Origin of the sequence: Streptosporangium sp. CA-115845 (assembly GCF_050943795.1) — a bacterium.
In the GTDB taxonomy this organism is placed as follows: Bacteria; Actinomycetota; Actinomycetes; order Streptosporangiales; family Streptosporangiaceae; genus Streptosporangium.
Genome location: NZ_CP191988.1, coordinates 8,850,443 through 8,872,109 on the forward strand (window position 1 = coordinate 8,850,443; position 21,667 = coordinate 8,872,109).

At 70.1% G+C, this 21,667-nt stretch carries 19 protein-coding genes; 8 read left to right on the forward strand and 11 right to left on the reverse strand.

What is annotated here, in order from left to right; genetic code table 11:
• The first annotated feature begins 34 nt into the window (after positions 1-34).
• From ACQP0P_RS42015 to ACQP0P_RS42035, 5 genes are all read left to right on the forward strand, one after another.
• Positions 35-778 (forward strand): 3-hydroxybutyrate dehydrogenase, encoded by a 744-nt coding sequence (locus tag ACQP0P_RS42015; protein ID WP_326646902.1) that lies wholly within the window; start codon positions 35-37, stop codon positions 776-778.
• A gap of 409 nt (positions 779-1,187) precedes the next feature.
• The gene (locus tag ACQP0P_RS42020) at positions 1,188-3,242 is read left to right on the forward strand and encodes a helix-turn-helix domain-containing protein (protein ID WP_433367043.1); all 2,055 of its coding nucleotides are present in this window, start codon (positions 1,188-1,190) and stop codon (positions 3,240-3,242) included.
• A gap of 220 nt (positions 3,243-3,462) precedes the next feature.
• Positions 3,463-4,782 (forward strand): MFS transporter, encoded by a 1,320-nt coding sequence (locus tag ACQP0P_RS42025; RefSeq protein WP_433367046.1) that lies wholly within the window; start codon positions 3,463-3,465, stop codon positions 4,780-4,782.
• Between the two features lie 20 nt (positions 4,783-4,802).
• Entirely contained in the window at positions 4,803-5,825 is a 1,023-nt protein-coding gene (locus ACQP0P_RS42030; RefSeq protein ID WP_433367048.1) for an alpha/beta fold hydrolase, read from the forward strand.
• Between the two features lie 8 nt (positions 5,826-5,833).
• Positions 5,834-7,183, forward strand: coding sequence for a tannase/feruloyl esterase family alpha/beta hydrolase (locus tag ACQP0P_RS42035; RefSeq protein ID WP_433367051.1), 1,350 nt, complete (start codon positions 5,834-5,836; stop codon positions 7,181-7,183).
• Between the two features lie 21 nt (positions 7,184-7,204).
• Here the strand turns inward: ACQP0P_RS42035 and ACQP0P_RS42040 are convergent, their stop codons facing one another.
• Entirely contained in the window at positions 7,205-9,181 is a 1,977-nt protein-coding gene (locus tag ACQP0P_RS42040; RefSeq protein ID WP_433367053.1) for a glycosyltransferase family 2 protein, read from the reverse strand.
• A gap of 60 nt (positions 9,182-9,241) precedes the next feature.
• Positions 9,242-9,970: a transglycosylase SLT domain-containing protein gene (locus tag ACQP0P_RS42045; RefSeq protein WP_433367056.1), complete on the reverse strand. Its 729-nt coding sequence runs from the start codon at positions 9,968-9,970 to the stop codon at positions 9,242-9,244.
• 301 nt (positions 9,971-10,271) lie between these two features.
• On the opposite strand from ACQP0P_RS42045, the gene ACQP0P_RS42050 reads away from it, so the two are divergent.
• Genes ACQP0P_RS42050 through ACQP0P_RS42060 form a run of 3 tightly spaced genes read left to right on the forward strand, consistent with a single transcriptional unit; the run spans position 10,272 to position 12,894 of the window.
• Positions 10,272-10,946 (forward strand): response regulator transcription factor, encoded by a 675-nt coding sequence (locus ACQP0P_RS42050; protein WP_030910870.1) that lies wholly within the window; start codon positions 10,272-10,274, stop codon positions 10,944-10,946.
• Positions 10,943-12,349, forward strand: a complete 1,407-nt coding sequence (locus ACQP0P_RS42055; protein WP_433367059.1) for a sensor histidine kinase — start codon at positions 10,943-10,945, stop codon at positions 12,347-12,349. Before ACQP0P_RS42050 ends, ACQP0P_RS42055 begins: the two co-directional genes overlap by 4 nt.
• Positions 12,346-12,894: a hypothetical protein gene (locus tag ACQP0P_RS42060; RefSeq protein WP_433367062.1), complete on the forward strand. Its 549-nt coding sequence runs from the start codon at positions 12,346-12,348 to the stop codon at positions 12,892-12,894. The genes ACQP0P_RS42055 and ACQP0P_RS42060 overlap by 4 nt, the downstream gene beginning before the upstream one ends.
• 140 nt (positions 12,895-13,034) lie before the next feature.
• Here the strand turns inward: ACQP0P_RS42060 and ACQP0P_RS42065 are convergent, their stop codons facing one another.
• The 9 genes from ACQP0P_RS42065 to ACQP0P_RS42105 all read right to left on the reverse strand — a co-directional run bounded on the left by ACQP0P_RS42065 (position 13,035) and on the right by ACQP0P_RS42105 (position 21,455).
• Positions 13,035-14,264, reverse strand: a complete 1,230-nt coding sequence (locus ACQP0P_RS42065) for a PhoH family protein (protein WP_433382380.1) — start codon at positions 14,262-14,264, stop codon at positions 13,035-13,037.
• Between the two features lie 335 nt (positions 14,265-14,599).
• Entirely contained in the window at positions 14,600-15,367 is a 768-nt protein-coding gene (locus ACQP0P_RS42070) for an isoprenyl transferase (protein ID WP_433367065.1), read from the reverse strand.
• Between the two features lie 79 nt (positions 15,368-15,446).
• Positions 15,447-15,899, reverse strand: a complete 453-nt coding sequence (locus ACQP0P_RS42075) for a hypothetical protein (protein WP_433367068.1) — start codon at positions 15,897-15,899, stop codon at positions 15,447-15,449.
• Between the two features lie 112 nt (positions 15,900-16,011).
• Entirely contained in the window at positions 16,012-16,968 is a 957-nt protein-coding gene (locus ACQP0P_RS42080) for a DUF7065 domain-containing protein (protein ID WP_433367071.1), read from the reverse strand.
• 37 nt (positions 16,969-17,005) lie between these two features.
• Positions 17,006-17,296 (reverse strand): hypothetical protein, encoded by a 291-nt coding sequence (locus ACQP0P_RS42085; protein ID WP_433367074.1) that lies wholly within the window; start codon positions 17,294-17,296, stop codon positions 17,006-17,008.
• Positions 17,297-17,377: 81 nt separating this feature from the next.
• A complete protein-coding gene (locus ACQP0P_RS42090) occupies positions 17,378-17,752 on the reverse strand; it encodes a hypothetical protein (protein WP_433367076.1) in 375 nt (124 codons plus the stop codon).
• Complete coding sequence (locus tag ACQP0P_RS42095; RefSeq protein WP_433367079.1) at positions 17,745-18,608, reverse strand: DUF692 domain-containing protein; 864 nt, start codon at positions 18,606-18,608, stop codon at positions 17,745-17,747. The genes ACQP0P_RS42090 and ACQP0P_RS42095 overlap by 8 nt, the downstream gene beginning before the upstream one ends.
• Positions 18,601-19,548: a TIGR04222 domain-containing membrane protein gene (locus ACQP0P_RS42100; protein WP_433367082.1), complete on the reverse strand. Its 948-nt coding sequence runs from the start codon at positions 19,546-19,548 to the stop codon at positions 18,601-18,603. The genes ACQP0P_RS42095 and ACQP0P_RS42100 overlap by 8 nt, the downstream gene beginning before the upstream one ends.
• 107 nt (positions 19,549-19,655) lie before the next feature.
• The gene (locus ACQP0P_RS42105) at positions 19,656-21,455 is read right to left on the reverse strand and encodes a phosphoenolpyruvate carboxykinase (GTP) (protein ID WP_433367085.1); all 1,800 of its coding nucleotides are present in this window, start codon (positions 21,453-21,455) and stop codon (positions 19,656-19,658) included.
• Positions 21,456-21,667 lie beyond the last annotated feature (212 nt).

The window sequence follows — 21,667 nt, forward strand, 5'->3', positions numbered from 1 at the left end:
GGGATTCAGGTCATTGCCTAGATTCGGCAGCATGATGGACCTAGCGGGTCGGCGAGCCGTGGTGACCGGGGCGGGCAGCGGGATCGGGCGCGCCTGCGCGCACCGGCTGGCCGCGGCCGGAGCACACGTGCTGGTGGTCGACATCGACGCCGAGGCCGCGGCCAAGGTCGCCGCGGAGATCTCGGGGACACCCGTCGTCGCGGACCTGTCGGCACCGGACTTCACCCGGGCGATCCCGCCCGGCACGGACATCCTGGTGAACAACGCGGGATTCCAGCACGTCGCCCCGATCGAGGAGTTCCCCCCCGAGGTGTTCTCCAAAATCCTCAAAGTGATGGTGGAGGCACCTTTCCTGCTGGTCAGGGAGACGCTGCCGGGAATGTACGAGCGCGGCTGGGGCCGGATCGTCAACATCTCCTCGGTCCACGGGCTCCGCGCCTCGCCCTACAAGTCCGCGTACGTCACCGCCAAGCACGCCCTCGAAGGGCTGTCCAAGGTGATCGCCCTGGAGGGCGCCCCGCACGGCGTCACCTCCAACTGCGTCAGCCCCGCCTACGTCCGTACCCCCCTGGTGGAGAACCAGATCGGCGCCCAGGCCGGGACCCACGGCATCGGCAGGGACGAGGTGGTCGAGCAGATCATGCTCGCCCCCGCCGCCATCAAACGGCTCATCGAACCCGCCGAGGTCGCCGAACTCGTCGCCTACCTCTGTGGCCCGCACGCCTCCTCCATAACCGGCACCTCCCTCCCCCTCGACGGCGGCTGGACCGCCCGCTGACCTCCCACAAGCCCGCCCCGGGGAGCGAACCACCTCAGGTAAAAAGGACACAACATAGGGACGGGCCAAATACCCCATCCCAAGGGACCCCCCATGAGGCCGCGCCGGCGACTGGACCGAGGAGAGCCCGTGAGGCCGCGCCGACGACTGGACCGAGGAGAGCCCGTGAGGCCGCGCCGGGGACTGGACTGAGGAGTGAAGGAGCCGGATCCCAGCGGCCTCACCGCGACGCGCCAGCGTCGCCGACAACACAGAGCGAAGCGGATGAACGACGAGGGAAGGAGCCGGATCCCGGCGTCGCCGACAACACGCAAGGACACAACATGGGGACGGGCCAAACGCCCCATCTCAAGGGACTACCCGTGAGGACGCGCCGGCGACTGGACTGAGGAACGAAGGAGCGAAGCGGATGAGTGACGAGGGAAGGAGCCGGATAAGAGCGTCCGAACCGCGACGCGCCAGCGTCGCATTCAACACTGTCTTTCTTGAGCTGCTGGCCAGGGAGGCGTCGGCGGTCGAGTTCGAGGGACCCGTTCTCGCGGCGAGGAGCGCCGGGATCGGCGCGGAGGCGCTGGCCGAGCTGGAAGAGGCCAAGCTCACCGCGTTGAAGGTACGGGCATTGCTGCGGCGCAGGGCGAAGCGTGAGACGGAGCTGTCCGCACTGTTCGACACGGCCGGCGACCTCGCGGGACTGCGGGATCTGGACGCCGTCCTGGAGGCCATCGTGCACCGGGCCAGACAGCTGCTCGGCACCGATGCCGCCTACATGACACTGCACGACCCCGAGCGAGGCGACACCTGGATGCGGGTGACCGACGGCTCGGTCTCGGCGAAGTTCCGGGCGCTACGGCTGCCCATGGGCGCGGGTCTCGGCGGGCTGGTGGCCCAGACCGCCACCCCGTACTCGACCGCCGACTACTTCGCCGACGCGCGCTTCCGGCACAAGACCGACATCGACGACGCGGTGCTGGAGGAGGGGCTGGTCGCCATCCTCGGCGTGCCGCTCAAGCTGGGCACTCGTGTGATCGGGGTGCTGTTCGCGGCCAATCGGAGCGTACGGCCCTTCACCCAGGACGAGGTCGCGCTGCTCGGCTCGCTGGCCGCGCACGCGGCGGTGGCGATCGACAACGCCCGGCTGCTGCAGGAGACCAGGAACGCGCTGGAGGAGCTCAGCGAGGCCAGCCGGCAGGTGAACGCGCACAGCCAGGCGGTGGAACGCGCGGCTCTCGCACACGACCGGATGACCGGTCTGGTGCTGCGCGGCGGCGGGATCGAAAACGTGGCGGCGGTGGTGACGGAGGTGCTCGGCGGCTCGCTGACGGTGCTCGACGACGCCGGACGCCCGATCGCCGGGGACGCGAGCGTGCTGGAGGGCACGCTGGACGAGGAGACGCCCGACCGGGCGGAATCCGAGCAGAGATCGGCGCCGAGATCCACCCAGAGGTCGGCCCGGAAGCCGGCCCGGAGGTCCGGTGCCGGGCGGAAGGAGGGCTCCGGGCAGCCGCCGCGGAAGGCGGCGGACGTGATCGCGGACGCCGCACGGTCGTCGAGGGCGCTCGGGCGCACCGTGTGGCGGGGGAACCTGCTGGTCGCCTCGGTGGACGTGGGAGCGGAGCCGCTGTGCACGCTGGTGTTGCGCAACGGCGGCCAGATGTCGGACGCCGATCATCGCATCCTGGAGCGGGCCGCGCTGGTCACCGCGTTGCTGCTGCTGTTCCGGCGCACGGTGGCCGAGGCGGAGGGCCGGGTCAGGGGCGAGTTGCTCGACGACCTGATCTCGCGGCCCGAACTCGACGGCCTGGCCGACCGTGCCCGGCGGGTGGGCGTGAACCTGGACGCCGACCATGTGGTGGTCGTGGTCCGCCACAGCGGCGGGCGGGAGCGGGCCGCCTTCTGGGCGTCCTCCCAGGCGGCCCTGCACCACGGCCTGGCCGCCCAGCGCGGTGACGAGGTGGTCCTGCTGCTGCCGGGGGACCGGCCCGGCCCGCTGGCGAAGCGGGTGGCGACCGAACTGAGCGCCTCGCTGGGCCACCCGGCCACGGCGGGCGCCGGAGGACCCGTACGCGGCGCCGCGGAGGTGGCCGCGGGGCACCGGGAGGCCCAGCGCTGCGCCGACGCCCTGGTGGCCCTGGGGCGGGCCGGAGACGGCGCCGACGCCAGAGAGCTCGGCTTCGTCGGACTGCTGGTCGGCGAGGGACGCGACATCGGGGCGTTCCTCACCTCGACGCTCGGCCCGGTGATCGACTACGACGCCCGCAAGGGCACCGCGCTGGTGCGGACGCTCACCGCGTACTTCGGCGTGGGCGGCTCGCTGTCGCGTACGAGCGAGACCCTGCACATCCATGTCAACACGGTCACCCAGCGCCTGGATCGGATCGGCCAGCTCCTCGGCGACGACTGGCAGGCGCCCGACCGGGCCCTGGAGATCCAACTCGCTCTCCGCCTGCACCGTCTCAGCGGCTGACTCAGCGGCCCACGCGGTCGCGCCGCCCGGTCCTCCGCCTCGATCCCCGGTTGCGCCAAGCCCCGGCCGCCAAGCCCGGCCGCCGCGGGCGTATCGCACGGTCCCCGAACACCCACATAGGACGCTTGTCGGCTATGGCTGTCATCCCCATAGGAGTGGCGCCGGTCACTACGTACGGTAGCCGAAATCCCCCCAACAGCGACTCCCCCTGGTGAGTGAGATGGCAGAGAAAACCCGAACCCCCATCGGAAAGATCGTCGGTGCCAGCCTCGTCGGCACCACGATCGAGTGGTATGACTTCTTCCTTTACGGTTCCGCCGCCGCCCTGGTCTTCCCGAAGCTCTTCTTCCCCGAGTCGGAGCCGCTGACCGGCACCCTGCTGGCGTTCCTGACCTACGCGGTGGGCTTCGTGGCCCGCCCGCTGGGCGCACTGGTCTTCGGGCACTACGGCGACCGGGTCGGCCGTAAGAAACTGCTGGTGCTCAGCCTGCTGCTGATGGGCGGGGCGACCTTCCTGATCGGCTGCCTGCCGACCCACGCCGCGATCGGCATGGTGGCGCCGCTGCTGCTGACCCTGCTCCGGCTCGTCCAGGGCTTCGCCCTCGGCGGTGAGTGGGGAGGCGCGGTGCTCATCGTCTCCGAGCACGGCGACGCGGAGCGCCGCGGCTTCTGGGCCTCCTGGCCGCAGGCGGGCGCCCCCGGCGGCAACCTGCTGGCCACCGCCGTGCTGGCGGCGCTGGCCGCGATCCAGACGGACGAGGCCTTCCTGAGCTGGGGATGGCGGGTGCCGTTCCTGCTCTCCGGCGTGCTGGTACTGGTCGGCATGTGGATCCGGCTGTCCATCAGCGAGTCGCCGGTCTTCCAGCAGGCCGTCGCCAACGCCGAGCCCGCCCCGTCCATGCCGATCGTCGAGGTGTTCAGGCACCACTGGCGGGACGTGATCACCGCGATCGGCGCCCGCTTCGCGGAGAACGTCTCCTACTACATCCTCACCGCGTTCGTGCTGGTCTACGCGACGACGTCGGCGGGGCTGACCAAGCCCGTCGTGCTCAACGCGGTGCTGATCGGGTCGGCCGTCCACTTCGTCTCGATCCCGCTGTGGGGGGCGCTCTCCGACCGGCTCGGCCGCCGCCCCGTCTACCTGCTCGGCGCCGCCGGGGTGGGCCTGTGGGCCTTCGCGTTCTTCCCGCTGATCGACACGAAGAACTTCGCCGCGGTCACCCTGGCGGTGACCGTCGGGCTGATCCTGCACGGTGCGATGTACGGCCCGCAGGCGGCGTTCTTCTCCGAGTTGTTCGCCACCAGGATGCGCTACTCGGGCGTGTCGATCGGCTCGCAGCTCGCCTCGATCATCGCGGGCGGCCTGGCCCCGCTGATCGCGGTGGCCCTGCTGAGCGCCTACGAGTCGTCGCTGCCGGTCATGCTGTACGTGGTCGGAGCCGCCGTACTCACCCTGATCACCGTGTACGTCTCACGTGAGACCCGGGGACGTGACCTCGTCACCCTCGGTACCCGCGACGAGGCCCCGACCACCCGCTGAGCATGATGGAGAGACATCTGATGCGCATCGAGAACCGGCGGGTACCCACCGCCCGCATCACCCAGAACATGCTGTCCATCGCCGATGGGGCGGCAGGTGGCGAGACGGTGCTGTTCGTGCACGGGAACGTGTCGAGCTCCGCCTTCTGGCGGGACACCCTGCTCGCCCTGGCGGAGGCGGGCCACCGGCCGCTCGCCGTCGACCTGCGGGGCTTCGGCGACACCGAGCCGGCCCCGGTCGACGCCACCCGCGGCCTGCGGGACTACTCCGACGACGTGCTCGCCCTCGTCGACGCCCTCGGACTGGACGGCGTGCACCTGGTCGGCTGGAGCATGGGCGGCGGGGTGGTGCTGCAGGCGCTGCGGGACCGGCCGGCCGTCGTGCGGAGCGTGACGCTGGTCAACCCGATCTCCCCGTACGGCTTCGGCGGCACGCACGGCCCCGACGGGGCGCTGAACCACCCCGACGGCACGGGAGCCGGCGCGGGTTCCGCCAACCCGGACTTCGTGCGGCTGCTCGCGGCGGGAGACGCCTCCGACGACTCCCCGATGTCACCGAGGAACGTGATGCGGACCACGTACGTGAAGCCCGGCACGGTGATCCGGGACGAGGACGCCCTGGTCGCGTCGATGCTCTCCACCCGGACCGGCGAGGACCACTACCCGGGTGACGCGGTGGGGTCCGAGGAGTGGCCGGGGGTCTCGCCCGGCACCCGGGGCGTGCTCAACGCGTTCGCACCGACGCACTTCCGGATCGACGACCTGCACACGATCGACCCGAAGCCGCCGATCCTGTGGGTCAGGGGCGAGGCCGACGTGATCGTCTCCGACACCTCGATGTTCGACCTGGCCCACCTGGGCGCCCTGGGCGTCGTCCCCGGGTCGCCGGGCACCCCGGCGCAGCCGATGGTCACCCAGACCCGCGCCGTCCTGGAGCGGTACGGCCCGTACACCGAGGTCGTGCTGGACTCCGGTCACAGCCCGCACATCGAACGTCCCGAGGAGTTCCGCACCATCATTGACGACCATCTGAAGCGGAGCTGACAGTGTCCATGGCAACACCATCGCGTCGCGGCTGGGCCGGAGGGCTCGCCGCCGTCGTCTTCACCGCCCTCCTGGCGGGCAGTCCCGCGGCGAGCGCGGGGACCTCTCCGGCGCACTGCGCCAGGCTGGACCGGGTGGTGGTGCCTGGGGCCGAGCACCAGGTGAAGGCGTGCCTGGACGACCTCACGACGGCCGGCACGATCGTCTCCGGGCACACTGACCCGGCCGACTGGGCGGGCCTGCACCCGGCGGGGGCGGTCAACCCCACCGGCGTGCCCGGCATCCAGGTCGACGGCTACTTCCCCGACACCTCGACCTCCAACACGACGCACGGCTGGAACCACGACTCGCAGTTCGTGCTCCGGCTGCCCGACGACTGGAACGGCGGGCTGGTCGTCGCGGGCACCCCCGGTAACAGGGAGCAGTACGCGAACGACTTCACCATCTCCGACTGGGCTCTGGCCAGGGGCTACGCCTATGCCGTGACGGACAAGGGAAACGTCGGCGTCACCTTCCACCAGGACGGCCGCAGGCCCGGCGACGCGGTCGCGGAGTGGAACGACCGGGTCACGCAGGTCGCGGTCGCGGCCAAGGCCGTCGTCGCGCAGCGCTACGGCAGGCTCCCGAAGCGGACCTACGCGGCGGGCATCTCCAACGGCGGATACCTGGTCCGCTGGCAGTTGGAGAACCGGGCCTGGCTCTATGACGGCGGGATCGACTGGGAGGGCACGCTCTGGCGGGTCAAGGGCGACAACCTGCTCAACTACCTGCCCCCGGCGCTGCGGGCCTATCCGGCGGGCGACACCCAGGCGATGTACGACGCCGGGTTCGCACGCGGGTCGGAGTTCCTGTGGCCCTTCCACTACCAGTACTACTGGGACCTGACCCAGCGCGTCTACCGCGAGGAGCTCGATCCCACCTTCGACGGCGACGCCGAGGCGGGCACCCCGTTCTGCGCCTCGGGCACCCCCGCCTGCGACGCCGACTACGACTACGACGCGCGCAAGCCGTACGCGGCGATGCGGAAGATCGGGCTCACCGGCCGGGTCGGCAAGCCGCTGATCACGATCCACGGCACGCTGGACACGCTGCTGCCGATCTCCCGCTCCGGTGACGTCTACGCGGAGATGGTCGGCGGGCACCGGCCGTTCCGGTACTACCGGGTCACCGACGGAACCCATGTGGACAGCCTCTACGCCGCCTACCCCGACAGGCTTCGCCCGCTGCTGCCGTGCTTCCGCAGCGCGTTCGAGGCCATGGAGGGCTGGGTGGAGCGCGGGCAGAACCCACCGCCGAGCGCGACCCTGCCGAGGCCCTCCGGCGGTGACCTGCCCAACGAGTGCCGGCTGGGTGCCTGACCGGTCTCTGCCCGGCGAATGTCAGCTGAGCATGTAGCGGCGCTGCACGGTCTTGGTGACCCGGACCGCGTTCCTGACCCCCGGTATCCGCAGCGCGAGGCGTTTCAGCAGCGGGTACCAGGGCTCGGGAGGCCGGGCCGCGGCGGACTTGAGGATCTCCACTCGCCCGCCGCGGTTCATCTCCATCTTGAAGCGGAGCCCGGTCTCCCTGCCGTCCACCCGTAGGAAGGGCGCCCAGACGCCCGGCGCGAGGAACCCCTCCCGGTACGCCAGCCGGGTCGGGATCTTGGCGATCAGCCGCCCGGCGAGCTGCCCGGGGACGCCTGGCTCGACCAGGGCGGGCGCGGCGACCTCGCGTTCCCTGCCGGTGCTCTGGCGGAGCACCAGCTCCACGGGCGGCCCCCCGCTCGGCGGCACGTACGGCACGGGCACGACCACGAAGACGTGCTTGCGCTGCCTGATCACTGTCGTACCCGGCGAGACCAGGACGATCGACTCGGAGAACGAGCGGGGCTCCACGCAGATCCCCAGCTCCCCCCGGTCCGACCACCAGGGGACGACCAGCCGCTTGGAGTAGTCGGCGACCACCCCGGTGCAGTTCAGCGGGGACCCGGTCACCCGGGTACGGGCCTGCTGAGCCCCCCCGTACATGCGCACGTGGATCTCCCAGAGCCCCGGCGTCAGCGGGCCGTCCACGGCCGCCGAGTCGACGTCCAGCCGCGCCGTGCCGGTGACCTGGAGCCTGACCCCGTTACGGTGACGGCAGCGGATCATCGAGCACTCCACCGGCAGGAAGTAGACGACCCCGGTCTCCTCGTGCCTGATGTAGACCTCGAACCGCGCCCTGGCAGCGGCCTGGCTGACGTCGGCCATCTCGGGTGGGAGGCGGAGCCCGTCCAGGGGCACCGGAGGCTCCCAGAGCAGGCCGTCCTGCCCGTAGGGGATGAAGCGCATCGGGGTGCCGTCGGGCTGCATGATCTCCACGGTCAGCCCCATGGTGAGCACGCCGTCGTCCCAGACGACGTCCATCAGGTCGGCCTGCAGGTGGGTGCCCTGGGTGGCTCCGGCCAGCATGACGAGCTGGTCGAGCCTGCCCGACCGCAGCAGCGCGGCGCGGGCCCGCAACTGCACCGGCAGCAGCAGGTCGAGGCGCGGCGGAAAACGCTGGACCACCAACTCGCGCAGGGTCGTGAAGGTGGCCGCCCTGCCCAGGGAGGAGGTGGCGAACGCACCTCCGCCGAGCCGTCGCAGCACCGCGGTGCGGAACCACTGGGCGTACATCCGATCGCGCCTGCGGCCCTCGGGGACCTCGTCGTCGACGATGTCGAGCAGCTCGCGCAACTCGGCGGCCCAGACGTACGGGTCCTCCTGCGGCTCGGGCCGCTCGGCGACGTGACAGCAGATCTGGTCGGCCATGACCACGATGATCTTGGCCCGCAGGTAGGCGCGGACGACGAAGGCCTGCTCGGCCAGGCGCCCGCCGGGGTCGGAGAAGTTCAGCGCCTCGTCGTCGAGAAAGGCCCTGCGGAAGAGCTTGTGCGGGGTGAGCAGCGTGAGCAGCCGGTCCTTGACCACGTCGGCACGCTCATGGTTGACGTCGAAGACCGGGGAGGGTGGCTTCTGGTCGTCGACCAGCCGCCCGATGAGGATGTCGGCCTCGGTCTCCACGGCACGCCGGTACATCAGCTCCAGAGCCATCCGTTCCAGACGGTCGGTCTGGCCGAGCAGGTAGACGTACTCGCCTCTGGCCACCATGAGTGCGACGTTGCGGCCGCGCATCGGCGAACCGGTCCGCTCCAGGTGGAGCACCTTGACGTTCGACCGCACCGCGGCCACCGCGTCGAGGCGCTGCTGGATCCCGTCGTCGGAGCCGTCGTCGGCGAAGATCACCTCGTAGTCCTCGGAGGCCATCGACTGTTCCAGCACCGACCGGATACAGGCGTCGGCGCCATCACCGGGGTTGTGCACCGGCACTACCACGCTGACCTTCACATCCATGCGGCCAAGGGTGCGATGCCCGGGACCGGGAGACGGTCAGACTTGCCGAGTCCTGGTCTCTCAGTACCAGCCTTTGGCCTGGGAATGGGCCCAGGCCCCACAGGGCGTGCCGTAGCGGCCCTTGATGTAGGTGAGCCCCCACTCGATCTGGGTGGCCGGGTTGGTCTGCCAGTCGCTTCCCGAGCTGGCCATCTTGTGGCCGGGGAGGGACTGGGGGATGCCGTAGGCGCCACTGGAGGTGTTCATGGCGCGCTCGTTCCAGCCGCTCTCCTTCATCCAGAGCTTCTCCAGGCAGCCCCACTGGTCGGCCCAGCCCCTGGACTCCAGCATCTGCTTGCCCAGCGCCCTGTTGCCGGTCGGGTTGGCGGTGCCCGGGGGGAGCCGCTGCGGGTTGAACCCGCCACCACCCGGCGCCTCGTCAACGATCTTGACCGGGTTGAGCACCTTGCGGTTGTCCCGCTCGGCGGCGATCTTGTCGGCCTTGAGCGCCTGGGCCGCCTGGGCCTTCAGCATGTCGGACTCCAGGTCGGAGCCGAACGGGTCGGAGCCGAGCACCTGCGCCATCTCTTCCAGGGTGAGCGGCTGCGTGGGCGGCGCCGAGGCGTTCTGGATCGCGGTGTAGGCGGTGAAGGCTCCGCCACCCACCACGACCACGACCGCGGTGCCCAGGATCAGGACGCGTTTGGGGGTCAGACGGCCCGGCGCCTTCGTCCTGGCCGTTCTGCGGTTCGCGCGGCGGGCACGGGGCGCCGCCGAGCGGTCCTTCAGTTGCTGTGATCCTGGACTCACGACCTATGAGCTTGCCGTGCGGAGGGGGGTGGTCCGCAACCAGAACGGAAGAGTTGGTCGGCGCCATACGAGATCCACCGGGCTTCTCCTAAGCTAATCACCAGGCCACGGGTGCTTTCCCGGCAAGGAAAAGATGGAAGTGATTTTGCTCACATTTTACCCTACGGCGCCACTTCGCCTCCCTATGTGATCACGGAAGCGCCCGAATCGTGGCCTGGCTGCCTTGTTCAGGTACTGTTTGCCTTATGTCAGGGTTCGTGACCTGGCAGATCCATCCAAGCCTTGGGAGAATGATTACCCGGTGGCAGGCATCCTCCTCGTCGAAGACGACCCCTCGGTCAGGACCGGGCTGGAGCTGGCGCTCACCCGGCAGGGCCACTCCGTCACCGCATACGCCAGCGGTGAGGAGGCGCTTGAGCACATCAGGTCCCGCCGCCCCGAGATCGCCATCCTGGACGTCATGCTGCCCGGCATCGACGGCGTCGAGGTGTGCCGCCGCATCCGCAGGCTGGACCAGCTTCCGGTGATCCTGCTCACCGCCAGGGGCGACGACCTCGACGTGGTCGTGGGGCTGGAGGCCGGGGCCGACGACTACGTGGTCAAGCCGGTCGAGCCGCGCGTGCTGGACGCCCGCATCCGCGCCGTCCTGCGCCGGATGGAGTCGGTCGCCTCCGACCGCATCACCTTCGGCGACCTGGTCATCGACAGGGGCGCGCTGAAGGTGTCGCTGAGCGGCCGCGAGGTCCACCTCACCCCCACCGAACTGCGGCTCCTGCTCGAACTCGTCCGCCATCCCGGCCAGGTGCTCAACCGCAGATACCTGCTGCGGGCCGTCTGGGACCACACGCACGTCGCGGACTCCCGGCTGGTCGACGCCTGTGTCCAGCGGGTCCGCGCCAAGATAGAGGCGGTTCCCGCCGAGCCTGAGTTCATCCACACGGTACGGGGATTCGGCTACCGGTTCAGCCCACCGTGAAACGTACCCACACCGGCCTGCGCGGCCGTCTGGTGATCACCTTCACCCTGATCGCCGTCACCGCCTCCTCGCTGGTCGCCGGGATCGGCTACGAGTTCGTCAAGAGCCGCATGATCGGACGTGCCGAGCAGGTGGCCGTGAGCGACGTGCGCGACATCCTGGAGGGCAGCAGGGTGCCCATCGGCGCGCTCTGGCCCGGAGACAGCCCGCCGACCGACGACGAGATCAGCGCGCTGCAGAAGAGCCTGCGCCCGCAGGGCGGCAGGGTGGTGGTCCGCTACGAGGACTATCTCTACCCCGACGGCGAATTCGGCATCAGGGACGTCCCCGGCGACCTCGCCGCCAGGGCCACCCAGCGGATGGTCGCCAAGCGGCAGACCATCAACGGCGGCATGTGGCTGCTCATCGGCACCCCGGTCTGGCGGATCGAGCCCATCCACACCGCCCAGCCCACCGGGATGACCGTCTTCGTGTTCGCCCCCCTCATCGAGGAGGAACGCCTCCTGAACGGCCTGCGGCAGCCACTGGCCGTCGCGAGCGTCGCCATGCTGATCATCGCGCTGGCCCTGGGACTGCTGTCGGCCCGGCAGCTCCTGCTACCGGTCAGGCGGCTCGGCTCCGCGGCCCGCGCGCTCGGCGCCGGCCACCTGGACACCCGCCTGCCCGTGCACGGCCAGGACGAGCTCGCCGAACTCACCGCCACGTTCAACGACACCGCCGCCGCCCTGGAGCGGAGCGTCTCCGAGCTCCGCTCGCTGGAGGCGATGTCCCGCCGCTTCGTCGCCGACGTCTCCCACGAGCTCAGGACTCCGCTGACCGCGATGACCGCGGTCACCGACATGCTCTCCGAGGAGGCCGAGCGGCTGCCCCCCGAGCCCGCGGCCGCCGTGCAACTGGTGTTGCGGGAGATCGCGCGGCTGCGGACCCTGGTGGAGCAGCTCATCGAGGCGAGCCGGTTCGACTCGGGTACCGCGACGCTGAACGTGGACACCGTGAACATCATCGACGTGATCTGGGACTGCCTGGAGATGCGCGGCTGGTCGGATCAGGTACGGGTGAACGTGCCCCAGGGACTGGTCTTCTCCGTCGACCCCAGGCGCTTCGACGTCATCGTGGCCAACCTGGTGGGCAACGCCCTACGCCACGGGGAGCCTCCCGTGATGGTGACCGCCCGCAGCACCCCGAACGGCCTGGAGGTGAAGGTGCGCGACCACGGCAAGGGCATCCCCGCCAAGGATCTGCCGTTTGTGTTCAACCGCTTCTACAAGGCGGGCGCCCGGGGCGACGGCAGCGGGCTCGGCCTGTCCATCGCGCGGGCCAACGCCCAGTTGCACGGCGGCACGATCTCGGTCCGCGCGCAGCGGCCGGGAACCCTCTTCACGGTCTGGCTGCCCCCGGCATGAGACGCCTCACCTGCCTGCTCGCCGCCCTCGCGGTCCTGTGCGGATGCGGCATCTCTCCCACCGAGGTCCAGGACTACGGCCGCCCGCCGGTGATCAGCTACAGCCCGACCTGGGTGACCGTCTATCTGCTCCGTGACGGACGGCTGGAACCGGCCAGGATCCCGGTGGTCTCCGACTCGGCCAAGAACATCATCGACACCCTCTTCCGGGCGGGCAAGCAGCCGCCGAAACGGGGACTGACCAGCGCGCTCAACAACTTCAGCCACTACGACACCAAAACCACCCGGTACTCCGACAACACCGACCAGCGCAACGATCCGGACGACAGCCTGGGCTACCGGCTGAATGTGATCATCACGGGCGAGGGCAAGATCTCCAAGGAGGGCCTTGCCCAGATCACCTGCACCATCCGGCAGAACAAGCAGGAGAGCATCTGGAGCGTCGAGATCACCCGGCTCTTCCCCGGAGTCCCGGAGTCGATGGGCGAGCACACCTGCTTCGAGTTCCGCAAGCTCGCGGCCCCCGGGGTGCGGCTGCCGCCGTGAGCGCTCCTTGGCGCCCGGTGCCGTAGTCCACGCGCCGTGAGCGCCCCCCTGGCCGATGACGCGCGAAGCGCGGTCGCGGGTGCCTTACGACACCCGCGACCGCGCTTCGCGCGATCATGCCTGGAGGTCCGGCACACCCGTCACATCGTGATGTCCTCCAGCATCTCGGTGACCAGCGCCGCGATCGGCGAGCGCTCCGAGCGGGTCAGCGTGACGTGTGCGAACAGCGGGTGCCCCTTGAGCTTCTCCACCACCGCCACGACGCCGTCGTGCCGGCCCACCCGCAGGTTGTCGCGCTGGGCGATGTCATGGGTGAGGACGACCCGGGAGTTGGCACCGATCCGGCTCAGCACGGTGAGCAGCACCCCGCGCTCCAGCGACTGCGCCTCGTCCACGATGACGAAGGCGTCGTGCAGGGAACGGCCGCGGATGTGGGTGAGCGGAAGCACCTCCAGCATGCCCCGGTCCATCACCTCCTCGATCACCTCGGGCGTGGTGACCGCGCCCAGGGTGTCGTAGACGGCCTGTGCCCACGGGCTCATCTTCTCGTTCTCGGAACCCGGCAGGTAGCCCAGTTCCTGGCCGCCCACGGCGTACAGCGGGCGGAAGACGATGACCTTGCGGTGCTGGCGGCGCTCCAGCACCGCCTCCAGGCCGGCGCAGAGGGCGAGCGCGGACTTTCCGGTGCCCGCCCGGCCGCCCATCGAGACGATGCCGACCTCGGGGTCCATCAGCAGGTCGAGCGCGATCCGCTGCTCGGCGGAGCGGCCGTGCAGGCCGAACACCTCGCGGTCGCCGCGCACCAGCCGCACCGACTTGTCGGGCAGCACCCTGCCCAGCGCCGACCCCCTGCTCGACAGCAGCCGCAGGCCGGTGTGGGTGGGCAGGTCGCGCGCCTCCTCCAGGTCGGCGGTGCCGTGCTCGAAGAGCGTCTCGACGTCCTCGGAGGTCACCTGGAGCTCCGCCATGCCTGTCCAGCCGGACTCGACCACGAGTTCGGCGCGGTACTCGTCCGCGGCGAGACCGATGGAGGCGGCCTTCACCCGCATCGGCAGGTCCTTGGAGACCAGCACCACGTCGTGTCCCTCGGCGGCGAGGGTACGGGCCACGGTCAAGATGCGGGTGTCGTTGTCGCCGAGCCGGAACCCGACGGGCAGGATGGATGGGTCACTGTGGTTGAGTTCGACCCGGATGGTGCCCTCGCCGATCGGCATGGGCTCGTCCAGCCGTCCGTGCGTCACCCTCAGGTCGTCGAGGTACCTCAGCGCCTTGCGCGCGAAGTATCCGAGCTCTGGATGATGGCGTTTGCCTTCCAACTCGGTGATGACGACGATCGGGATGACCACCTCATGCTCGGCGAAACGGCTCATCGCCGTTGGATCCGCCAGGAGCACCGAGGTGTCCAGGACGTACGTGCGCCGCTTGACTGCCGGCGACGTGGGTGAGGACGAAGGGTTTGCCACGCGTTCTCCCCCGGGCGCCAAGGACGGCGCCCTGCCATGAGCTGGGATGCGGACCGGCCTCGGACCCGCTCACGAGAATGCCGAGCAGGGACCGGTGACCGGCCCTCCTCAGCGAATCGTGACGCAAAGGCGGGCCCTCTCCGGCGTAGGTGAGTCGTGCTCTCCTACTTCTTACGGTACGTCCTGAATGCCCTACTTCCAACTGCTTAAGACTGACCGAAAGGGGTCGTTCATGTGGTGTTTCAGGAACCGTACCTACGGTGTCGCGCGGCGTACGAGCGGAGTGCCCGCAAGAAGTCGACCCTGCGGAAATCAGGCCAGTAGGCCTCGCAGAAGTAGAACTCGGAGTGGGCGCTCTGCCAGAGCAGGAAGCCGGAGAGCCGCTGCTCTCCCGAAGTACGGATGACCAGATCCGGGTCGGGCTGGCCGCGCGTGTAGAGATGCTTCGCGATGTGCTCCACATCGAGGACCTCGACAAGGTCCTCGATGCTCGCGCCCTTGCTCGCGTGCTCCTGGAGAAGGGAGCGCACCGCATCAGCGATCTCACGCCTTCCTCCATACCCAACGGCAACGTTCACAATCAAACCGGGACGATGTGATGTCGCTTCTTTTGCATCTTTAAGCACACGAGCCGTGTGGTCCGGCAAAAGATCTAGCGCACCCATGGGCTTGATGTGCCAGCCGTCGGCCACGAGTTCCTGGACCACGTCCTCGATGATCTTCATCAGGAGGTCCAGCTCGTTCTTGGAACGGTTGATGTTCTCGCTGGAGAGCAGCCACACGGTGACGACCTCGACACCGGCCTCGCGGCACCAGCCGAGCAGCTCCGAGATCTTGTCCGCACCCTTGCGATGTCCGCGGCTCACGTCGTCGATGCCCATCGAGCGTGCCCAGCGGCGGTTACCGTCAACGATCACGCCGACGTGCCGGGGAAACATCTCCCGCTGACGGGACAGCTTCGCTTCGAGCCGGCGCTCGTAGAGTCGATAGACGAGATCGCGCACGCCCATTGGAGCCCCTCCCTCAGCACCCGCCATGAATGGGCGCTGACAGGCAATTATCGCCGTCCCGCGGACCCCTCCGCCCCCTCTAGAGGGATCTGACCGACTTGCCCGGCTTGTATGGCCCTAGGCATTCTTCGGCCTCTGTGAGGATTTCTTCCACGAAAACCCCCAGCTCAGCCGAGGTGAGCACGGCGCGCATACCCACCCCGCCGCCGCTCCACGCCTCCAGGAACGCTCTCCTGGTCAGCCGCCACGCCCCGGCCGGTCCTCGCCGTCCGGGCACCCAGATCGGAATGGTGCGCAGTTGGCAGCGGAGTTCGCCCCCGCCGACGACACCGTTCCTGGCCCGGTAACGAAAGGCGAACAGTTCCGCGTCGCCGGGGAAGCGGTCGTCGGGATCGGGCCACCGCGCCTCGTGGCCGGCGCGGGCCTCGGCGATCCCGCGCGCCAGACGGGTGAGAATCCAGCCGCAGCGCTCGCCCACCGTCCCGTACAGCGCGCCGTCACGATGGAGTTCGAGCGTTATCTCGTACGGCATACCGACGCTGTCCCGGCACGCCACCGGCGTAACGGTCAGATAAGAACCATCGAGACAACGCACTCCCCCCACCTCAGAGAGGGTATCCCCGGCTCACACCATCAAAACGTGATCAACGCCATCCATGTCCCCGCCAGCCGGGTGGCTGGTGCCATTCGGTCCATCCGTACCCCAGGCGCCCGTCGGAGGCCTCGAACCGGCACAGGGCACGCGGGAAGCGGGCGGTCTCCCCGTCCGGCGACGTCATGGCGACCGGGGCGAAGGCGAGCGGGACGACGGTCATCGGCATCCCCGGCACCTCCAGCCGCGCCCCGGACGGGAATCCGTCCTCCCCGAACTCGCTCGCCGCGGTGAAGCCCTCACGGTGCTCCAGCGCCCCGCCCGGCGAAGCCGTGAAGCAGGGCCAGGGCATCTCGAAACCGACGTTCGCCCGCATGCCGTGGAAGAACGTGCCGTCGTCGAGCCGGCCCGAGCTCCACAGCCACGACACCCCCCACCAGTCACGCTCTCCCCAGCTGTGATCGCGCTCACCATGACCGGAGAAGGCGATCTCCTCGCCACCGACCCGGATGGTCCCCGCGACCTCGCAGGGGACCTCGTAGCGCGGGACGAAGCCGTAGGGGTAGGCCTCGCCGGTACTCCGCCACTCCAGGTCGAACGCCAGCGGGGTGGTGGCGGCGCCGTCCAGGTCCCGGTACGCCAGGGCGGGGTCGGAGAGGACGGCGGCCGCCCCGGCCTCGAGGCTCACCCGCAGGGACCGCATGGGGAGCGTCACGTCATGGGTGGCCTGGAAGTTCTCGCCCCGCACCGCGAGGTCGGGACCGGGGAGCGGGACATGGTGATCGACCAGCAGCACCGTGGGCCTGCCGGCGCCGACCAGGCACGCCCAGTACCAGGCGCGGTTCCAGTTGGGATACAGGCCCAGCCGGACGTAACCGGCGAGCGAGCCGTCCTCGGCCGTGAAGTCGAGGTAGACCGACTCGCTCCACAGCGGCTCGGCACCGGCCGGATGCGTCCCCTCGTCCTCGGGGCGCAGCGGCCAGGTCGCGTGATCGGCGAAATTCCCCATGGTCACTCCCGGCACAGGCACTCGATCAGGTACCGGCTCAACCTAACCGACGGCGCCTCCGCCGCACAGAGCCCCCGGCGCCCCCGGCGCCCCCGGCGCCCTTGGCCTCCTTGGCCTCCTTGGCCTCCTTGGCCTCCTTGGCCTCCTTGGCCTCCTTGGCACCCTTGGCCTCCTTGGCACCCTTGGCAGCCGCCGTTCCGGCCTTCCGGCCCCTGGCGCCGACTGAACGGCGTGCGCGCGAGGAGTGCACGGCCAGGCGTAGCGCGATCAGCCCGGCGACCAGAAGGAGCACGACGAGCACGGTGATAATGATCTTGGTGATGTGCATGCCGACCTCCGGGACGACTTCCCTTCCCGAGGTCCACTACCCAGGGGACGAACATGGACGAACAGGGAGGGTCACACGTTTCTAACGGCGCCTGGCGAAGAGCGGCCATCGGCGGGGCTCGGGGGCGGGCTCAGCGGCGATGGACTCCTCCGGCAGCCGCCCCGCCGCGCGCAGCCGGTCGGCGAAGTCGCGGGCGTCGGCGTGCGAGCCGCCCGGCGGCTTGGGGCGGCCTCGCGCGTACGCGTCGAACTCCGCGGCGAAGCCGTCGCCGAGCAGCGCGGCCAGGTCGGGCCGGAGACGGGCCACCGTTCTGCGCCGCTTGGAGATCAGACTCGACTCCTGGATCAGCAGTCGCTCCCTGTCGAACCCCGGCGGCGCCTCCTCCCCCGCCACCAGGGCGGCCATCAGCGCCGCCTGTGCCCCGGCCAGTGCCTCCCTGGCCGCGTCCTCAGACACCGGACATCGCGCCGCGGATCCGGCCCAGCTCCCGTTCCAGCGCGCCGTCGCTGGGGTAGTCGTCGTCCCATTCGAGCAGCACCCCCGGCGGATCGACCCTGGCGCACAGCTCCGCGAGGATGTCCAGCACCTCCTCGGGGACGTGGGCGGTGTGGGTGTCGTGCCACAGCCCCCCGCGGGAGTGGCCCCCGGCGACATGGGCGTAGGCGAGTTCGGACAGTGGCAGGCCGTCCAGCGCGGCGGTGGCCGACAGACCCAGGTTGACCTGGTTCGTATAGAGGTTCGCCACGTCGACCAGGAGCCCGACGCCGGTCATCTCCACCAGCTCTCCGAGGAAGGCGGCCTCGGTCATCTCGTCCTCCGGCCAGCCGAACAGGGCCGCGACGTTCTCCAGGGCCAGCGGGACGGGAAGCGCCTCCTGCGCCCGCCGCACGTTCTCCGCGACAACGGCCAGCGCGGCCCTGGTACGCGGCACCGGCAGTAGGTGGCCGGCCTCCATGCCGCCCGCCCTGACGAAGGCCAGGTGCTCGCTGACCAGCGGTGCCTCCAGGGCGCGCGCGCAGTCCGCCAGCCGCGCCAGCCGCCGGGGGTCGGGGTGCTCGGCACCGCCGATGCCCAGCCCGACGCCGTGCGGGATCACCGGTACTCCCCGGGCGCGGAGCACCCGCAGCGACTCGGGGAGCCGGGCCGGGTCGATGTTCTCGGCGACGACCTCGACGAAGTCGACCCCGGGCAGCCGTTCCACGGTCAGGTCGATCTCCGGCCGCCAGCCGATGCCCACACCCGGCTCGACCGCCGCCGGGAACACCCCGTCGGCGACCGTTCTCGCCGCGGCGACCGGGTCACGCTCACCCACCGCAACCGCCCCCGCCACACCCACCGCCACAACCGGACCCGCCACCACAACCGCCACCGTCACTCGACCCGCCCCCGGAGTCGCCCCAGCTCCCGGATCCGAAGTCACCGCCGCCACCGCCACCGCAGGCGCCGACCGCGCAACCGCTCCCGGAACCACTCACGCTCTGGCGCTGGAGCTCCTCCACAAGGCCCGGCTCGTCGAGTTCCCCCAGCCCGTACAGGGCGACGGGGATGCCGACGGCGAAGGCCAGGCCGGGCGAGACGGGGCGGGCGCCCCGGACGTAGGTCCTGCGGGCGGAGGCGAGCACGTCGTGGCCCGCGTGGCTCAGGACGTCGCGCAGTAACCGCTTGTGCCGCGCATAGACGGAGAACCCGAGGAGCGCCGCGATCAGTCCCACCAGCAGCGCCGCGGCGCCGAGTCTCCCCTTGGCGCCCGTGACCAGGATGCCCACCGCGAGGACCAGCGCGACGATCGAGGTGACCAGGAGCCGGTTCAGCAGTCCCCGCGCGTGGTCGAGCGCGCTCTCGGGCACCAGCAGGCCCAGCCCCAGCAGCCGGTAGTGCAGGCCGTCGACGGCCTGTCCACCGGCCACCGCGTGGCGGAGCTCGCCCACCGGGGCTGCGCCTCCACGCTGGGCGAGCGCCACTGTGACGGCGTGCTCGATCGGGTCGGAAGCGGGCAGGGCCCCGGCGACCAGGCTGACCTGACCGCCCCGCGAGACCCGGATCACACCGGCTTTGGCCAGCATGCCGAGCGCGGTGTTGACCACTCGGCGCGGGCCTCCGGAAAGGTAGGCGAGCTCATAGGGGGTCGGTGACCCGCCGTGGTGGCGGGTCACCGCCGAGCGGACCCGGCGGTGCTCACGGCCAAGCGTGAAGGCCGTGGAGACGATGGCCAGGGCCGCGGCGAAGGCGATGACGAACAGCGGGAACCCCATGTCCGCCTCCTCGGGGGAAAGGGATCGCAGGCGTGACGTCCCGTGTATCCGGTTGGACGCGCACAGCCTGTCAGAAGTTTCCCCCGTCTTCGACCCCTTTGCCGGTGTCAGCCCAGGCGGGCGACGAGTGCCTCGTGCTCTTCCCAGAGCTCACGGGGCAGGCGGTCGCCGAAGGTCTGGAAGAAGGCGGGCATGAGCGCCGCCTCCTGCCGCCAGATCTCCTCGTCGACGCTGAGCAGCGTCCGCATGTCCTCCTCGGAGACCGCGAGGCCGTCGGTGTCGAGCCTGGCGGGGAGCAGGCCGATGGGGGTGCGCACCGCCTCCGCCTGGCCGTTGAGGCGGTCGACGATCCACTTGAGCACGCGCGAGTTCTCCCCGAAACCGGGCCAGATGAACGTGCCCTCATCGTTCTTGCGGAACCAGTTCACGTAGTAGACGCGCGGCAGCTCGGCGTTCTCACGCTGGCCGATCTTGAGCCAGTGGGCGAAGTAGTCGCCCATGTTGTAGCCGCAGAAGGGCAGCATCGCGAACGGGTCGCGGCGCAGCTCACCGACCTTGCCCTCGGCGGCGGCGGTCTTCTCCGAGGCGATGTTGGCCCCGATGAAGACGCCGTGCTGCCAGCTCAGCGCCTCCGTCACCAGCGGGACCGCACTGGCGCGGCGCCCGCCGAACAGGATCGCCGAGATCGGCACGCCCGCGGGATCCTGCCACTCACGGGCGATCGTCGGGCACTGCGCGGCCGGGACCGTGAAGCGGGCGTTGGGGTGCGCGGCCGGCTCGCCGGACTCCGGCGTCCAGTCGCGGCCCTTCCAGTCGGTCAGGTGCGCCGGGGGCTGGTCGGTGAGTCCCTCCCACCACACGTCGCCGTCGTCGGTGAGGGCGACGTTCGTGAAGATGCTGTTGCCCCAGAGCGTCTCGATCGCGTTGGCGTTGGTGGACTCGCCGGTGCCGGGAGCGACGCCGAAGAAGCCCGCCTCGGGGTTGATGGCCCGCAGCCTTCCGTCGTCACCGAAGCGCATCCAGGCGATGTCGTCGCCGATCGTCTCGACCTTCCAGCCCGGGATGGTCGGCTGGAGCATGGCGAGGTTCGTCTTGCCGCACGCGCTCGGGAAGGCCGCCGCGACGTAGCGCGTCTCCCCTGAAGGCGGGGTGAGCTTGAGGATGAGCATGTGCTCGGCCAGCCAGCCCTCGTCCCGGGCCATCGTGCTGGCGATCCGCAGTGCGTAGCACTTCTTGCCGAGCAGGGCGTTGCCGCCGTACCCCGAACCGTAGGACCAGATCTCGCGGGTCTCCGGGAAGTGGCTGATGTACTTGACGGAGTTGCACGGCCACGGCACGTCGTCCTGACCGGGTTCGAGCGGGGCACCGACCGAGTGGACCGCCTTGACGTAGCCGCCGCGCTCCTCGATGAGGCGCAGCGCGTCCTCGCCCATCCGGGTCATGACGCGCATCGACACGACCACGTAAGGCGAGTCGGTGATCTCCACACCGAGCTGGGAGATCTCGCCACCCAGCGGCCCCATGCAGAACGGCACGACGTACATCGTCCGACCGCGCATGCTGCCTTTGAAGATCTCGCCGAAGGTACGGCGCATCTCGGCGGGGGCGACCCAGTTGTTGGTCGGCCCGGCGTCCTCCTCGCGCTCGGAGCAGATGTAGGTCCGGTCCTCGACCCGGGCGACGTCGCTGGGGTCGGAGGCGGCGTGGAAGCTGTTCTGCCGCTTGGCCAGGCGTGTGAAGGTCCCTCGCTCGACCAGCAGGTTCGTCAGGCGCGTCCATTCGGCCTCGGAGCCGTCGCACCATTCGATCCGGTCCGGCTGTGTCAGCTCGGCGATCTCCCTGACCCATTCGGCCAGTTCCGCATGACTGGTCGGGCTGGTGGTGTTCACGTCTACGGTAAGGGACACTGCTCGGGCTCCTTTACGCTTCACGGGGCCAAAACATCATTAACGACGGAACCGCGCTTAATCCAATTGGCGTAGACCAGTGAATTCGCGCGATCAGATGTCAAGGCGCTTCCGACCCGGCGCCCCCGGAGGTGTATGGCCTGGCAGGAGCCGCAGGGCTCTGAGGCCCCTACCCAGAAAAAACGGCCCTAAAAAAGCCTTTCCCGCAGTGG

Excerpts from the sequence above, each read along its gene's own strand:
- ACQP0P_RS42075 (WP_433367068.1), bottom strand. The coding sequence starts at position 15,899 with ATGCCGTACGAGATAACGCTCGAACTCCATCGTGACGGCGCGCTGTAC.
- ACQP0P_RS42065 (WP_433382380.1), bottom strand. The coding sequence starts at position 14,264 with ATGAGCCGTTTCGCCGAGCATGAGGTGGTCATCCCGATCGTCGTCATC.
- ACQP0P_RS42015 (WP_326646902.1), top strand. The coding sequence starts at position 35 with ATGGACCTAGCGGGTCGGCGAGCCGTGGTGACCGGGGCGGGCAGCGGG.
- ACQP0P_RS42080 (WP_433367071.1), bottom strand. The coding sequence starts at position 16,968 with ATGGGGAATTTCGCCGATCACGCGACCTGGCCGCTGCGCCCCGAGGAC.
- ACQP0P_RS42030 (WP_433367048.1), top strand. The coding sequence starts at position 4,803 with ATGCGCATCGAGAACCGGCGGGTACCCACCGCCCGCATCACCCAGAAC.
- ACQP0P_RS42035 (WP_433367051.1), top strand. The coding sequence starts at position 5,834 with ATGGCAACACCATCGCGTCGCGGCTGGGCCGGAGGGCTCGCCGCCGTC.
- ACQP0P_RS42040 (WP_433367053.1), bottom strand. The coding sequence starts at position 9,181 with ATGGATGTGAAGGTCAGCGTGGTAGTGCCGGTGCACAACCCCGGTGAT.
- ACQP0P_RS42025 (WP_433367046.1), top strand. The coding sequence starts at position 3,463 with ATGGCAGAGAAAACCCGAACCCCCATCGGAAAGATCGTCGGTGCCAGC.
- ACQP0P_RS42100 (WP_433367082.1), bottom strand. The coding sequence starts at position 19,548 with ATGGGGTTCCCGCTGTTCGTCATCGCCTTCGCCGCGGCCCTGGCCATC.
- ACQP0P_RS42085 (WP_433367074.1), bottom strand. The coding sequence starts at position 17,296 with ATGCACATCACCAAGATCATTATCACCGTGCTCGTCGTGCTCCTTCTG.
- ACQP0P_RS42020 (WP_433367043.1), top strand. The coding sequence starts at position 1,188 with ATGAGTGACGAGGGAAGGAGCCGGATAAGAGCGTCCGAACCGCGACGC.
- ACQP0P_RS42060 (WP_433367062.1), top strand. The coding sequence starts at position 12,346 with ATGAGACGCCTCACCTGCCTGCTCGCCGCCCTCGCGGTCCTGTGCGGA.
- ACQP0P_RS42070 (WP_433367065.1), bottom strand. The coding sequence starts at position 15,367 with ATGGGCGTGCGCGATCTCGTCTATCGACTCTACGAGCGCCGGCTCGAA.